General features: G+C 69.8%; 13 protein-coding genes. All 13 read left to right on the top strand.

Translation table 11 applies throughout. The features are described from left to right. The first annotated feature begins 2 nt into the window (after window positions 1–2). The 13 genes from G6N45_RS22440 to smc all read left to right on the top strand — a co-directional run bounded on the left by G6N45_RS22440 (window position 3) and on the right by smc (window position 13,970). A complete protein-coding gene (locus tag G6N45_RS22440) occupies window positions 3–770 on the top strand; it encodes a DsbA family protein (protein WP_163724933.1) in 768 nt (255 codons plus the stop codon). Continuing rightward, window positions 767–1,402 (top strand): vitamin K epoxide reductase family protein, encoded by a 636-nt coding sequence (locus tag G6N45_RS22435; RefSeq protein WP_163724930.1) that lies wholly within the window; start codon window positions 767–769, stop codon window positions 1,400–1,402. The genes G6N45_RS22440 and G6N45_RS22435 overlap by 4 nt, the downstream gene beginning before the upstream one ends. A gap of 29 nt (window positions 1,403–1,431) precedes the next feature. Continuing rightward, window positions 1,432–4,836, top strand: coding sequence for a pyruvate carboxylase (locus G6N45_RS22430; protein WP_163724927.1), 3,405 nt, complete (start codon window positions 1,432–1,434; stop codon window positions 4,834–4,836). Next, window positions 4,833–5,387 carry a 16S rRNA (guanine(966)-N(2))-methyltransferase RsmD gene (gene rsmD, locus G6N45_RS22425; RefSeq protein WP_163728885.1) on the top strand — a complete coding sequence of 185 codons (555 nt, stop codon included), beginning with the start codon at window positions 4,833–4,835 and terminating at the stop codon, window positions 5,385–5,387. The genes G6N45_RS22430 and rsmD overlap by 4 nt, the downstream gene beginning before the upstream one ends. 31 nt (window positions 5,388–5,418) lie before the next feature. Next, complete coding sequence (gene coaD / locus G6N45_RS22420; RefSeq protein WP_163724924.1) at window positions 5,419–5,895, top strand: pantetheine-phosphate adenylyltransferase; 477 nt, start codon at window positions 5,419–5,421, stop codon at window positions 5,893–5,895. Window positions 5,896–5,979: 84 nt separating this feature from the next. Then, window positions 5,980–6,546, top strand: a complete 567-nt coding sequence (locus G6N45_RS22415; protein ID WP_163724921.1) for a hemerythrin domain-containing protein — start codon at window positions 5,980–5,982, stop codon at window positions 6,544–6,546. Between the two features lie 100 nt (window positions 6,547–6,646). Beyond that, entirely contained in the window at window positions 6,647–7,384 is a 738-nt protein-coding gene (gene sepIVA / locus G6N45_RS22410) for a cell division protein SepIVA (protein WP_048418125.1), read from the top strand. Window positions 7,385–7,452: 68 nt separating this feature from the next. After that, on the top strand, window positions 7,453–8,043 hold the full coding sequence (locus tag G6N45_RS22405; RefSeq protein WP_163724919.1) for a YceD family protein: 591 nt from the start codon (window positions 7,453–7,455) through the stop codon (window positions 8,041–8,043). After that, entirely contained in the window at window positions 8,040–8,732 is a 693-nt protein-coding gene (gene rnc / locus G6N45_RS22400; protein ID WP_220100583.1) for a ribonuclease III, read from the top strand. The genes G6N45_RS22405 and rnc overlap by 4 nt, the downstream gene beginning before the upstream one ends. Window positions 8,733–8,737: 5 nt before the next feature. Continuing rightward, window positions 8,738–9,589 carry a bifunctional DNA-formamidopyrimidine glycosylase/DNA-(apurinic or apyrimidinic site) lyase gene (gene mutM / locus G6N45_RS22395; RefSeq protein ID WP_163724912.1) on the top strand — a complete coding sequence of 284 codons (852 nt, stop codon included), beginning with the start codon at window positions 8,738–8,740 and terminating at the stop codon, window positions 9,587–9,589. Between the two features lie 82 nt (window positions 9,590–9,671). Further along, entirely contained in the window at window positions 9,672–10,088 is a 417-nt protein-coding gene (locus tag G6N45_RS22390; RefSeq protein WP_163724909.1) for an OsmC family protein, read from the top strand. After that, window positions 10,072–10,356 (top strand): acylphosphatase, encoded by a 285-nt coding sequence (locus G6N45_RS22385; RefSeq protein WP_163724906.1) that lies wholly within the window; start codon window positions 10,072–10,074, stop codon window positions 10,354–10,356. The genes G6N45_RS22390 and G6N45_RS22385 overlap by 17 nt, the downstream gene beginning before the upstream one ends. A gap of 26 nt (window positions 10,357–10,382) precedes the next feature. Further along, window positions 10,383–13,970 carry a chromosome segregation protein SMC gene (gene smc, locus G6N45_RS22380; RefSeq protein ID WP_163724903.1) on the top strand — a complete coding sequence of 1,196 codons (3,588 nt, stop codon included), beginning with the start codon at window positions 10,383–10,385 and terminating at the stop codon, window positions 13,968–13,970. The last annotated feature ends 25 nt before the right edge of the window (window positions 13,971–13,995 follow it).

The raw sequence follows: 13,995 nt of genomic DNA, 5'->3' as shown, positions 1-13,995 counted from the left end.
CCGTGGCCACCAAACCCAAGAAGAACGCGCGGTACGACCTGAAGGCAGCCGACCGCAAGCGCAACCTGCTCGTGCAGATCGGTCTGACCTCGGTCGTGGTGATCTTCGCGGTCGTCTTGGTGCTCTACATCGTGATGTCGGCCGATGACCAGCCCACCGCGGGCGAGACCAAGTCCATCCGCGTCGCGTCGTCGAGTGTGATCAAGAAGGAAGGCACCGACGAGCCCAAGGCCGTCGTGTCGATGTACGAGGACTTCCTGTGCCCGCACTGCGGTGCCTTCGAGCAGCAGTTCGGGCCCACGATCAACAAGCTCGTCGACGCCGGCGTCATCGCCGCCGACTACTACATGGTCAGCATCCTGGACCGTCCGCAGAACCAGAACTATCCGTCGCGCGCCGGTGGCGCGGCGTACTGCGTGGCCGAGGAGTCCAACGACGCGTTCCGCAGATTCCACGCCGCGCTCTACGCCCAGCAGCCCAGCGAGACCGGGGCCAGCTATCCGGACAACGCCCGGCTGGTCGAGGTGGCCCGGCAGGCCGGCGCCGCCGGAACCGTGCCCGAGTGCATCGAGAAGGGCCGCTTCGTCGACATGGTGAACGGGCTCGCCGGCGCCACCGGCATCAAGGCGACGCCGACCATCCGGATCAACGGCGAGGATTACCAATACAGCACCCCTGAGGAACTCGTCGGCAAGATCCGCACGATCGTGGGTGACGTGCCGGGCCTCGAGGCCGCCCCGCCCGCCCCCGCGCCGGTGCCCGCGTCATGACCGTCACCGCGACCGGACCCGTCGAGCAGACCGATCCGTCGGCCGGCGAGCCGGGCGGTGTCGCGGTACCACGTCGTAGCGCGTGGTGGGTTCTCATCGCAGGGGTCGTCGGTCTCACCGCGGCGATGACGCTGACGATCGAGAAGATCGAGATCCTGATCAACCCCGACTACGTGCCCAGCTGCAGCATCAACCCGGTGCTGTCCTGCGGCTCGGTGATGATCACCCCGCAGGCCTCGGTGTTCGGCTTCCCGAACCCGCTGATCGGCATCGTGTCCTTCGCCGTGGTCGTGGTGACCGGCGTGCTGGCCGTTGCGAAGGTCGCGCTGCCCCGCTGGTACTGGGCGGGGCTGGCGGTCGGATCGCTACTGGGCGCTGTGTTCGTGCACTGGCTGATCTTCCAGAGCCTGTACCGCATCGGGGCGCTCTGCCCGTACTGCATGGTGGTGTGGAGCGTGACGGTCCCGCTGCTGGTGGTCGCCACCTCGATCGCGCTGCAGCCGCAGCGCAGCGGCAACGCCGTGGTGCGCGCGGTGTACACGTGGCGCTGGTCTCTGGTGGCGCTGTGGTTCACCGCGGTCATCCTGTTGATCCTGGAACGGTTCTGGAACTACTGGTCGACACTGATCTGATCGGCCCACGCCGCCGGTTAAGGTGAACCGTGGCCGGTCAGATTACAAAAGTCCTCGTTGCCAACCGCGGTGAGATCGCCATCCGTGCGTTCCGCGCCGCGTACGAAATGGGCATCGCGACCGTTGCGGTGTACCCGTACGAGGACCGCAATTCACTGCACCGGTTGAAGGCCGACGAGTCCTATCAGATCGGCGACATGGGCCATCCCGTCCGCGCCTACCTGTCGGTCGACGAGATCATGAGGGTGGCCCTCGAGGCCGGCGCCGACGCGGTCTACCCCGGCTACGGGTTCCTCTCGGAGAATCCCGAACTCGCCGCGGCCTGCGCCGCGAACGGCATCACGTTCGTCGGGCCCAGCGCCGACGTCCTCGAGCTGACGGGCAACAAGGCGCGCGCGATCGAGGCCGCCCGCGCAGCCGGCCTGCCGGTGCTGACCTCGTCGGCGCCGTCGTCGTCGGTCGACGAGCTGGTCGCCGCCGCGCGCGACCTGGAGTTTCCGCTGTTCGTCAAGGCCGTCTCCGGGGGCGGCGGCCGCGGCATGCGCCGGGTCACCGATCCCGCCGCGTTGCCCGAGGCGATCGAGGCCGCCAGCCGGGAAGCGGAGTCGGCGTTCGGCGATCCGACCGTGTACCTCGAGCAGGCGGTTCTCAACCCCCGCCATATCGAGGTGCAGATCCTCGCGGACACCGACGGCCACGTCATGCACCTGTTCGAGCGGGACTGCAGCGTTCAGCGTCGTCACCAGAAGGTGATCGAGCTGGCGCCCGCGCCGAACATGCCCCCGGAGCTCCGGCAACGCATCTGTGACGACGCGGTCGCCTACGCGCGCGAGATCGGCTACTCCTGCGCCGGGACCGTCGAATTCCTGCTCGACGAGCGCGGCCATCACGTGTTCATCGAATGCAACCCGCGTATCCAGGTCGAGCACACGGTCACCGAGGAGATCACCGATGTGGACCTGGTGGCCAGCCAGCTGCGCATCGCGTCGGGCGAGACGCTGGCCGATCTGGGACTGAGCCAGGACATGCTGACCGCGCCAAGGGGTTTCGCGCTGCAGTGCCGGATCACCACCGAGGATCCGGCCAACGGTTTCCGGCCCGACTCGGGCAGGATCACCGCCTACCGGTCGCCGGGCGGGGCGGGCATCCGCCTCGACGGCGGCGCGCACCTGGGCGCCGAGATCGGTGCCCACTTCGACTCCATGCTGGTCAAACTGACCTGTCGCGGAAGGGATTTCGACACCGCGGTGGCCCGGGCGCACCGGGCGCTGGCCGAGTTCCGGGTCCGCGGGGTGTCGACCAACATCCCGTTCCTGCAGGCGGTGATCGACGATCCGGATTTCCGTGCGGGGCGGGTCAACACCTCGTTCATCGACGACCGGCCCTACCTGCTGACCGCGCGATCGCCCGCCGACCGCGGCACCAAGATCCTGAACTACCTCGCCGACGTGACGGTCAACCAGCCGCACGGGCCCAGAACCTCGACGGTGTACCCGCACGACAAGCTGCCGCAGATCGATCTCGACACGATGCCGCCGCGCGGCAGCAAGCACCTGCTCACCGAGGTCGGACCCGAGGCGTTCGCCCGGTGGATGCGCGAATCGAAGTCGGTGGGCGTCACCGACACCACGTTCCGCGATGCCCATCAGTCGCTGCTGGCCACCCGCATCCGCACCTCGGGGCTGCTGATGGTGGCGCCCTACATCGCCCGGCTGACCCCGCAGTTGCTCTCGATCGAATGCTGGGGTGGCGCCACTTACGATGTGGCACTGCGCTTTCTGAAGGAAGATCCGTGGGAGCGGCTGGCCGCGCTGCGCGAGGCGGTGCCCAACATCTGCCTGCAGATGCTGCTGCGCGGGCGCAACACGGTGGGGTACACGCCCTACCCGGAGTCGGTGACGCACGCCTTCGTGCAGGAGGCCACGGCGACCGGCATCGACATCTACCGGATCTTCGACGCGCTCAACAACGTCGACTCGATGCGGCCCGCGATCGACGCGGTGCGCGAAACCGGAACGGCCGTCGCCGAAGTCGCGATGAGCTACACCGGGGACCTGTCGGATCCGGGGGAGAACCTCTACACGCTCGACTACTACCTCAAGCTGGCCGAGCAGATCGTCGACGCCGGTGCGCACGTGCTCGCGATCAAGGACATGGCCGGCCTGCTGCGCCCGCAGGCCGCGGCGACACTGGTCGGTGCGCTGCGCAGCAGATTCGACCTGCCGGTGCACGTGCACACCCATGACACCCCGGGCGGGCAGCTGGCCACCTATCTGGCCGCCTGGCAGGCCGGGGCCAATGCGGTCGACGGGGCGTCGGCGCCCCTGGCGGGCACCACCAGCCAGCCGGCGTTGAGCTCCATCGTCGCGGCCACCGCCCACACCGAGTACGACAGCGGCCTGTCGCTGTCGGCGGTGTGCGATCTGGAGCCCTACTGGGAGGCGCTGCGAAAGGTCTACTCGCCCTTCGACGTCGCCAAGTCCGGCCCCACCACGCCAAGCGGGCGCGTGTACACCCACGAGATCCCCGGGGGCCAGTTGTCGAACCTGCGCCAGCAGGCCATCGCGCTGGGGCTCGGGGACCGCTTCGAGGCGATCGAGGCCGCCTACGCGGGCGCCGACCGGATCCTGGGCCGGCTGGTCAAGGTGACCCCGTCGTCGAAGGTGGTCGGCGATCTGGCCCTGGCCCTGGTCGGTGCCGGCATCACCGCCGACGAGTTCGCCGCCGAGCCGGACAAATTCGACATCCCCGACTCGGTGATCGGGTTCCTGCGTGGTGAGCTCGGCGATCCGCCGGGCGGCTGGCCGGAACCGCTGCGCACCAAGGCGCTGGCCGGGCGCGCCCCGGCCAAGCCGTCGACCCCGTTGAGCGAGGAGGACGAGCAGGCCCTCACGCAGGCCGGGCCCGCCCGGCAGGCGACGTTGAACCGGCTGCTGTTCCCGGGCCCGACGAAGGAGTACGAGGCACACCGTGAGGTGTACGGCGACACCTCCAGTCTGTCGGCCAACCAGTTCTTCTACGGCCTGCGTCACGGCGACGAGCACCGCGTCACGCTCGAGCGGGGGGTGGAGTTGCTGATCGGGATGGAGGCCATTTCCGATCCCGACGAGCGGGGTATGCGCACGGTCATGTGCATCATCAACGGCCAGCTGCGCCCGGTCGTGGTCCGTGACCGCAGCGTCGCCAGCGATGTGCCCGCCGCCGAGAAGGCCGACCGCACCAACGCCGACCACGTCGCGGCGCCGTTCGCCGGCGTGGTCACGGTCAACGTCGCCGAGGGCGACACCGTCGAGGCCGGCCAGACGATCGCGACGATCGAGGCGATGAAGATGGAAGCCGCCATCACCGCGCCCAAGGCGGGCGCGGTGACCCGGGTGGCGGTGTCGGCCACGGCACAGGTCGAGGGCGGGGACCTGCTGGTGGTCGTCACCTGAGCCGCATCATCGCCGGCGAGTTCGGGGGGCGCCGCATCGCGGTGCCCCAGCACGGCACCCGCCCCACCACCGACCGGGTGCGGGAGTCGTTGTTCAACCTGCTGGCGGTGCGCATCGACTTCACCGGCATCGACGTCGTCGACCTCTATGCCGGATCGGGAGCACTCGGGCTGGAGGCGCTGTCGCGCGGGGCCCGCTCGGCGCTGTTCGTCGAATCCGATGCGCGAGCCGCCGCGGTGATCGAACGCAACATCGCCTCGCTGGGTGCGCGGGGGGCGACCGTGCGCCGCGCACCGGTGGCCGCCGTCGTCGCCGGAGCGGCCGGCGCACCGGCGGACCTGGTGCTCGCCGACCCGCCGTACGCGGTCACCACCGGGGAGGTGACTGGCCTCGTCGCCGCGCTGGCCGACCACGGTTGGGTGGCCGACGGGTCGGTCGTCGTCGTCGAGCGGCCCACGTCGGTCCCGCAGATCGACTGGCCCGACGGGTGGATCGCGTGGAAGGCCCGCCGCTATGGCGACACACGTGTCGAGCTCGCCCAGCGCGCCTGACGGCCGGTTGCCGCTGCTAGCGTCGACCTCCATGAGCGGAGCGGTGTGCCCGGGATCCTTCGATCCGGTGACGCTGGGGCACATCGACATCTTCGAGCGCGCTGCCGCCCAGTTCGACGAGGTCGTGGTCGCGATTCTGGTCAACCCGGCCAAGAAGGGCATGTTCGACCTCGACGAGCGCATCGAGATGATCGTGGAGTCCACCGGCCATCTGCCGAATCTGCGGGTGGAGTCCGGTCAGGGCCTGGTCGTGGACTTCGTCAAGAATCGCGGCCTCACCGCCATCGTCAAGGGTCTGCGCACAGGCACCGATTTCGAGTACGAGCTGCAGATGGCGCAGATGAACAAGCACATCGCCGGTGTCGACACGTTCTTCGTCGCCACCACGCCGCAGTACTCGTTCGTGTCGTCGTCGCTGGCCAAGGAGGTCGCCACACTGGGCGGCGACGTGTCCGAGCTGCTGCCCGCCGCCGTCAACGCCCGGTTGCAAGCCAAGCTGCGCGGTTGAGCCGTCCGTCGGCGGGTAGGTAACACGCAGGTGCGACAGCCCCGCGCCGCACATCACCCATCCCGCCCCGACGGAGGTACTGCCGTGGTTGAGACATTCGTGCAATCGACCGACGACGTCGTCGCGTTCCTGCGTGACCAGCACAATCTGATCAAGGACCTGTTCGAGGAGGTGCTCGGAGCCTCCGGGACGAAAGCCCGCGAGGAGGCGTTCATCGAGCTCCGCCAGCTCCTCGCGGTGCACGAGACGGCCGAGGAGATGGTCGTGCACCCCCGGGCCCGCAACGACGGTGCGGCCGGCGACGAGGTCGTCGACGCCCGCCTGCGCGAGGAGCACGAGGCCAAGGAGCAACTGAGCAAGCTGGAGTCGATGGACGTCGGCTCCGACGAGTTCATCACCGAACTGACCGCGTTCCGTGAGGCGGTGCTCGAGCACGCCGAGCGCGAGGAGACCGAGGAGTTCACCAAACTCAAGCGCGATCTCGACGAGAACGAGCTCAAAAGCCTCGCCGCGGCGGTGCGGGCCGCCGAGGCGATCGCCCCCACGCGCCCGCATCCCGGGGTCGAGTCGGCCAAATTGAACTTCGCCGTGGGTCCGTTCGCCTCCATGCTGGACCGCGCCCGCGACGCCATCAGCGCCGCGCTGCGCTGACCCACGCACGCAACCGCGACACACCGGCGCGGGCAACTCAGTCACAGGCGTAACACCAGGCACACTGGTCACTAACAACTACGCCTGAAGGGGTGCCGCCGTGTACCGAGTTTTTGAAGCGCTCGACGAACTGGGCGCGATCGTCGAAGAAGCCCGCGGCGTGCCGATGACGGCCGGATGCGTGGTTCCCCGCGGCGATGTCCTGGAGCTGATCGACGACATCAAGGATGCGATCCCCGGCGAGCTCGACGACGCCCAGGACGTGCTCGACGCCCGGGACACGCTGCTCCGCGAGGCCAAGGACCACGCCGAATCCACCGTGTCGACGGCCAATGCAGAAGCCGACTCGATGGTCAACCACGCCCGCGCCGAGGCTGACCGGCTGCTCGCCGACGCGAAGGCACAGGCCGACCGCATGGTCGCCGAGGCCCGCCAGCACAGCGAGCGCATGGTCGGCGAGGCCCGGGAAGAGGCGGCCCGCATCTCCGCGACCGCCAAGCGGGAGTACGAAGCCAGCACCGGACGGGCCAAGTCCGAGGCCGACCGGTTGCTCGAGAGCGGCAACCTCGCCTACGAGAAGGCCGTTCAGGAAGGCATCAAGGAGCAGCAGCGGCTGGTGTCGCAGACCGAGATCGTCGCGACCGCCACCGCCGAGGCCACCCGGATGATCGACTCCGCCCACGCTGAGGCCGACCGGCTCCGCGGCGAGTGCGACATCTACGTCGACAGCAAACTCGCCGAATTCGAGGACTTCCTCAACGGCACCATCCGCTCCGTCGGCCGCGGCCGTCACCAGCTGCGGACCGCCGCCGGCACCCACGACTACGCGGCCCGCTAGCGACCGGCGGCGGCACAGGCGGCACAGGCGGCGCACGGGCGCCGTCAGGCCCGCCGTACGATACGACCATGGCGACGCGCGTTAACGCCGCGGCGCGCCGGGGGTCACGGTCGCCGCTGGTCATCGACATCTCCCGGCTCGGCAGGCGGCCCGGCTCGATGATCACCGTCGACGACACCGTGCCCAGCCCGGCGCGGATCGGCCTGGATTTGATCGCCGTGCCGCAGGGCGCGCCCATGCACCTCGATCTCCGGCTGGAATCGGTCTCGGAAGGCGTCCTCGTCACGGGCAGCGTGTCGGCGCCCACCGAAGGTGAGTGCGCGCGGTGCCTGCGGCCGGTGTCCGGCGACGTGGAGATCGACCTGACCGAGCTGTTCGCCTACCCCGACAGCACGACCGAGGCGACGACCGACGAGGACGAGGTGCCCCGGGTCGGCCGCGACGGCGGCACCGACGCCGTCGACCTCGAGCAGCCGGTCATCGACGCCATCGGGCTGGCGCTGCCGTTCTCGCCGGTGTGCACCCCCGACTGCGCCGGACTGTGTCCCGAGTGCGGCGTGCGGATGGATGACGCCGAGCCCGGACACCACCATGAGCAGATCGATCCCCGATGGGCCAAGCTCGCGCAGCTTCGCGAGCAGCCCGGAGACGAGTCGTGACGGGCGATCGCCAGCCCCTCCTCGAGGCGCTCGGCGTCGAGCTGCCCGCAGAACTGCTCACGATCGCGCTCACGCACCGCAGCTACTCCTACGAGAACGGCGGGCTGCCCACCAACGAACGCCTCGAGTTCCTCGGGGACTCGGTGCTCGGGCTGACGATCACCGAGGAGCTCTACCACCGTCATCCGGAGCGCTCCGAGGGCGATCTGGCCAAGCTGCGGGCGAGCATCGTCAACACCCAGGCGCTGGCCGATGTCGGGCGCCGGCTCTCGGACAAGGGGCTGGGCAGCTATCTGCTGCTGGGCAAGGGCGAGGAGAACTCCGGCGGCGCCGACAAATCCAGCATTCTCGCCGATGGTGTCGAATCCCTGCTCGGCGCCATCTATCTCGCGCACGGAGCCGCGGTCGCCCGGGAGGTGATCCTCCGGTTGTTCGGCGAATTGCTGGACACCGCACCGACTCTCGGAGCGGGCTTGGACTGGAAGAGCAGTCTGCAGGAGTTGACGGCCTCGCGCGGGCTCGGTGCGCCGGCCTACACCGTCACCTCCACCGGGCCGGACCACGACAAGGAGTTCACCGCCTCGGTGGTGATCGCCGAGCGCGAATACGGCACCGGTGTCGGCAAGACGAAGAAGGAAGCCGAACTCAAGGCCGCTGCGGCTGCGTGGAACACCCTGACCGATGACTGAGCGGAATGCCTGAGCTCCCCGAAGTCGAGGTGGTCCGGCGGGGACTGCACCAGCATGTCGCGGGCCGGACCATCACCGCGGTGCGCGTGCACCATCCGCGCGCGGTGCGCCGCCACGAAGCGGGCCCGGCGGATCTGACCGCCCGTCTGCTCGAGATGACGATCACCGGGACGGGTCGGCGGGGAAAGTACTTGTGGCTCGAGCTGTCCGACGGGTCGGCCCTGGTGGTGCACCTCGGTATGAGCGGGCAGATGCTGCTGGGCCCGGTGCCGAACGAGAACCATCTGCGCATCGCCGCGCTGCTCGACGACGGGACCACGCTGAGCTTCGTCGACCAGCGCACGTTCGGCGGGTGGATGATCACCGACACGGTCACGATCGACGGCGCCGAGGTGCCGGTGCCCGTCGCGCACATCGCCAGGGACCCGCTGGACCCGCACTTCGATCGTGACGGTGTGGTGACGGTGTTGCGGCGCAAGCACTCCGAGATCAAGCGCCAGCTGCTGGATCAGACGGTGGTGTCCGGCATCGGCAACATCTACGCCGACGAGGCGCTGTGGCGGGCCAAGGTCAACGGGGCCCGGTTGGCCTCGGGGCTGTCCAAGGCCAAGCTGGCTGAGCTGCTCGACGCCGCCGCCGCGGTGATGACCGATGCGCTCGGGCAGGGCGGCACGTCGTTCGACTCGCTCTATGTGAACGTCAACGGCGAGTCCGGGTACTTCGACCGGTCGCTGGACGCCTACGGTCGCGAGGGCGAACCGTGCCGGCGCTGCGGGGCGATCATGCGGCGGGAGAAGTTCATGAACCGCTCGTCGTTCTACTGCCCGCGCTGCCAACCCCGCCCCCGCGTCCGGTGAGTCTCATAAGCCCAAACCGACATTTGGGTGCGAAAAGCGGGCCTTTTCGCGCCCAAATGTCGGTCTGGGCGAAGATGTGGGCATGACCGAACTCTGGGTGGAGCGCACAGGCGTGCGGCGCTACACGGGACGCAGCACGCGCGGCGCGGAAGTCCTCATCGGCTCCGAAGACGTCGAGGCCGTCTTCACCCCGGGCGAGCTGATGAAGATCGCCCTGGCCGGATGCAGTGGCCTGAGCAGCGATCAGCCGCTGCGCCGCCGCCTGGGCGACGACTACCGAGCGACGATCCGGGTCGCCGGGGCGGCCGACCGCGAGCAGGAGCGCTACCCGCTGCTCGAGGAGTCGCTCGAACTGGACCTGTCGGCTCTGTCGCCCGAGGAGCTCACCCGGTTGCGGACCGTGGTGGAGCGCGCCATCGACCAGGTGTGCACAGTGGGACGGACGTTGAAGGATGGTACTGAAGTGACGTTTGAGGTGAAAGATGTTGGGCGAGAGTGAGGTCCGGCTCACCGCATGGGTGCACGGCCACGTGCAGGGGGTGGGTTTCCGCTGGTGGACGCGGTCGCGTGCGCTCGAACTCGGGCTGACGGGCTTCGCGGCGAACAAACCCGACGGCCGCGTCCAAGTGGTCGCGCAGGGTACCCGCGACGCCTGCCAAAAGCTGCTTGACCTGCTCGAAGGCGGAGTCACCCCGGGTCACGTCGACAAGGTCATCGCCGACTGGTCCGCCGCGGCCGACGCGCTCTCGGGCTTCACCGAGCGCTGAGCCTCCCGGCGGTAGGGTAACGCGTCATGCATCTGAAGAGTCTGACGCTGAAGGGCTTCAAGTCCTTCGCCTCGCCGACGACTCTGCGCTTCGAGCCCGGCATCACGTGCGTCGTGGGCCCCAACGGCTCGGGCAAGTCCAACGTCGTCGACGCGCTGACCTGGGTGATGGGCGAGCAGGGCGCCAAGACGCTGCGCGGCGGCAAGATGGAGGACGTCATCTTCGCCGGTACGTCCTCGCGGGCGCCGCTCGGCCGCGCCGAGGTGACGCTGACGATCGACAACTCCGACAACGCGCTGCCGATCGAGTACTCCGAGGTCTCGATCACTCGGCGGATGTTCCGCGACGGCGCCGGTGAGTACGAGATCAACGGCAGCAGTTGCCGTTTGATGGATGTGCAGGAGCTGCTGTCCGACTCGGGCATCGGCCGCGAGATGCACGTGATCGTCGGCCAGGGCAAGCTCTCGGAGATCCTGGAGTCGCGGCCGGAGGACCGGCGCGCGTTCATCGAGGAGGCGGCGGGCGTCCTCAAGCACCGCAGGCGCAAGGAAAAGGCGGTTCGCAAGCTCGACTCGATGGCCGCCAACCTGGCGCGGCTGACCGACCTGACGACCGAACTGCGCCGTCAGCTCAAGCCACTGGGCCGCCAGGCCGAGATGGCCCGTCGCGCCCAGACCATCCAGGCCGACCTGCGCGACGCGCGGCTGCGCCTGGCCGCCGACGATCTGGTGACCCGCAAGGCTGAGTTCGACGACACCGATCAGGCCGAGACGACGCTGCGCCGCGAACACGACGAACTGACTCGCCGACTCGAGACGCGCACGCTCGAACTCGACGCGCACGAGGCCGCCGTGACCGAGCTCAGCGAGCGGGCCGATGCGGCGCAACAGCGGTGGTTCCGGCTCTCGGCGCTGGCCGAACGGGTGGGCGCGACCGTGCGCATCGCCACCGAGCGCGCCCAGCACCTCGATGCCGAGCCGACCGCGTCCAGCGGCCCCGATCCCGACGCCCTCGACGCGCAGGCCGACGAGGTGGCCGAGCAGGAACGGCTGCTGCTCGAGGAACTCGAGGAGTCGCGGGCCCGACTCGAGTCCACCCGCGCCGAGCTCGCCGAACGTGAGCAGGTCGCCGCCGAAGCCGAACGCGCCCACATGGCGGCCGCCCGGGCCGAGGCCGACCGCAGAGAGGGTCTGGCACGGCTGGCCGGGCAGGTCGACACCATGCGCACCCGCGTCGAGTCGATCGACGAGACGGTCGCGCGCCTGAGCGCGGGCATCGACGAAGCGGCCGCGCGCGCTCAGCAGACGCAAGCGGAGTTCGAGACGGTGCAGGCGCGCGTCGGAGAGCTCGACGCGGGCGAGGTCGGCCTCGACGAGCACCACGACCGGACCGTCGCCGCGCTGCGGTTGGCCGACGAACGCGTCGCCGAACTGCAGGCCGCCGAACGCGCAGGCGAACGGCAGGTCGCGTCGCTGCAGGCCCGCATCGATGCACTCTCGGTCGGCCTGGACCGCAAGGACGGTGCCGCCTGGTTGCAGCAGAACCGCAGTGGCGCAGGACTTTTCGGCTCGGTTGCAGCCCTGGTCAAGGTGCGGCCCGGCCATGAAGCGGCGATCGCGGCCGTGCTCGGCGCGGCCGCTGACGCGCTGGCCGCCGAAGACGTCACCGCCGCGCGCGACGCCTTGGCCGCGCTCAAGGAGTCCGACGGCGGACGGGCCGCCCTGGTGCTGGGGGACTGGCCGGTGACGCCCGCCGGTGCGACGGCACAGTTGCCCGCCGGAGCGCTGTGGGCACTCGACGTGGTCGACCCCGCGCCGCGCTTGCAGGGTGCGGTGACCGCGATGCTGGCCGGGGTGGCGGTCGTCGACGACCTCGCTGCCGCACTGGAATTCGTTGCCACACAACCAGATCTGCGAGCCGTCACCGCCGACGGCGATCTCGTCGGTGCGGGCTGGGTCAGTGGCGGCTCGGATCGCAAGCCGAGCACGCTGGAGATCCAGTCCGAGGTCGACAAGGCGCGCGCCGAGTTGGTGGCTGCCGAACGGCAGACCGCCGAACTCTCGGCGGCGCTGGCCGGCGCGCTGGCCGAGCAGACGAGCCGTCAGGACGCCGCCGAACAGGCGCTGGCCGCCCTCAACGAATCCGACTCGGCCATCTCGGCGATCTACGAGCAGCTCGGGCGGCTGGGGCAGGACGCCCGCGCCGCCGACGACGAGTGGCAGCGGCTGATCACCCAACGCGACGACCTCGAGGCCGGCCGCAACCGCACCGTCGCCGAACTCGGCGAACTCGAACAGCGGCTGCACAACGCCCAGCAGGAGCCGATGTTCGAGGCAGAGCCCGTCGACCGGCAGGAGTCGACCGCCGCCGCCGAGGCCGCGCGGTCCGCCGAGGTCGAGGCGCGCCTGTCTGTGCGTACCGCCGAGGAGCGCGCCAATGCCGTTCGCGGACGGGCTGATTCGCTGCGCCGAGCGGCGGCCGCCGAACGGGAGGCCCGGATCCGGGCCCGGCAGGCCCGCGAGGCGCGGGTGCGCGCCGCAGCGGTGGCCGAGGCGGTTGCCGAGTCCGGTCGGCTGGTCGCGAAGCGGCTGAGCGTCGCGGTGACCGTCGGATCGCGGATCCGTGACGAGATCGCCGCCGAGCGTCAGGTGCGGGCCGCGGAGTTGACCAGGGCCCGCGAGGAGGTCACCGAGCTCACCACCCGGATCGCCGCGCTGACCGACGCACTGCACCGCGACGAGGTCGCCAAGGCACAGGCGGCGCTGCGGATCGAGCAGCTCGAGCAGCAGGTCCTCGAGCAGTTCGGCATGGCGGTGGCCGACCTCGTCGCCGAGTACGGGCCGGGCGTGCCGCTGCCGCCCACGGATCTCGAGATGGCCGAGTACGAGCAGGCGCGCGAACGCGGGGAGCAGGTGACCGCGCCCGCGCCGATGCCCTATGACCGGCCCACCCAGGAGCGGCGCGCCAAGCGGGCCGAGCGCGAGCTGGCCGAACTGGGCCGGGTCAATCCCCTCGCGCTCGAGGAGTTCGCGGCGCTGGAGGAGCGCTACAACTTCCTGTCCACCCAGCTCGAGGACGTCAAGGCTGCCCGCAAGGACCTGCTCGACGTGGTCGCCGACGTCGACGCCCGCATCCTGCAGGTGTTCACCGAAGCCTATGCCGACGTCGAACGTGAGTTCTCGCAGGTGTTTTCGACGTTGTTCCCCGGTGGCGAGGGCCGGTTGCTGCTGACCGACCCCAGCGACATGCTGACCACCGGCATCGAGGTCGAGGCCCGGCCGCCGGGCAAGAAGATCAAGCGTCTGTCGCTGCTGTCCGGCGGCGAGAAGTCGCTGACGGCCGTGGCGATGCTGGTCGCGATCTTCCGCGCCCGCCCGTCGCCGTTCTACGTGATGGACGAGGTGGAGGCCGCCCTCGACGACGTCAACCTGCGGCGGCTGATCAGCCTGTTCGAGCAGTTGCGCGAGGTTTCGCAGTTGATCGTCATCACCCACCAGAAGCCGACGATGGAGATCGCTGACGCGCTCTACGGCGTGACCATGCGCGGCGACGGCATCACCACGGTGATCTCCCAGCGGATGCGCGGACAGGAACTGGTCGCCAGCCCGTCCTGACCGGCGTCGAGATCGACGTTCTGGC

It is taken from the genome of Mycolicibacterium psychrotolerans (assembly GCF_010729305.1).
In the GTDB taxonomy this organism is placed as follows: Bacteria; Actinomycetota; Actinomycetes; order Mycobacteriales; family Mycobacteriaceae; genus Mycobacterium; species Mycobacterium psychrotolerans.
The sequence above is the reverse complement of the archived record's forward strand: the minus strand, read 5'-3'. Positions and strand labels throughout refer to the sequence as shown.

Bases quoted from the DNA above. Each gene is read 5' to 3' on its own strand.
- G6N45_RS22435 (WP_163724930.1), top strand. From the start codon at position 767: ATGACCGTCACCGCGACCGGACCCGTCGAGCAGACCGATCCGTCGGCC.
- coaD (WP_163724924.1), top strand. From the start codon at position 5,419: ATGAGCGGAGCGGTGTGCCCGGGATCCTTCGATCCGGTGACGCTGGGG.
- G6N45_RS22405 (WP_163724919.1), top strand. From the start codon at position 7,453: ATGGCGACGCGCGTTAACGCCGCGGCGCGCCGGGGGTCACGGTCGCCG.
- mutM (WP_163724912.1), top strand. From the start codon at position 8,738: ATGCCTGAGCTCCCCGAAGTCGAGGTGGTCCGGCGGGGACTGCACCAG.
- G6N45_RS22390 (WP_163724909.1), top strand. From the start codon at position 9,672: ATGACCGAACTCTGGGTGGAGCGCACAGGCGTGCGGCGCTACACGGGA.
- G6N45_RS22385 (WP_163724906.1), top strand. From the start codon at position 10,072: ATGTTGGGCGAGAGTGAGGTCCGGCTCACCGCATGGGTGCACGGCCAC.
- smc (WP_163724903.1), top strand. From the start codon at position 10,383: ATGCATCTGAAGAGTCTGACGCTGAAGGGCTTCAAGTCCTTCGCCTCG.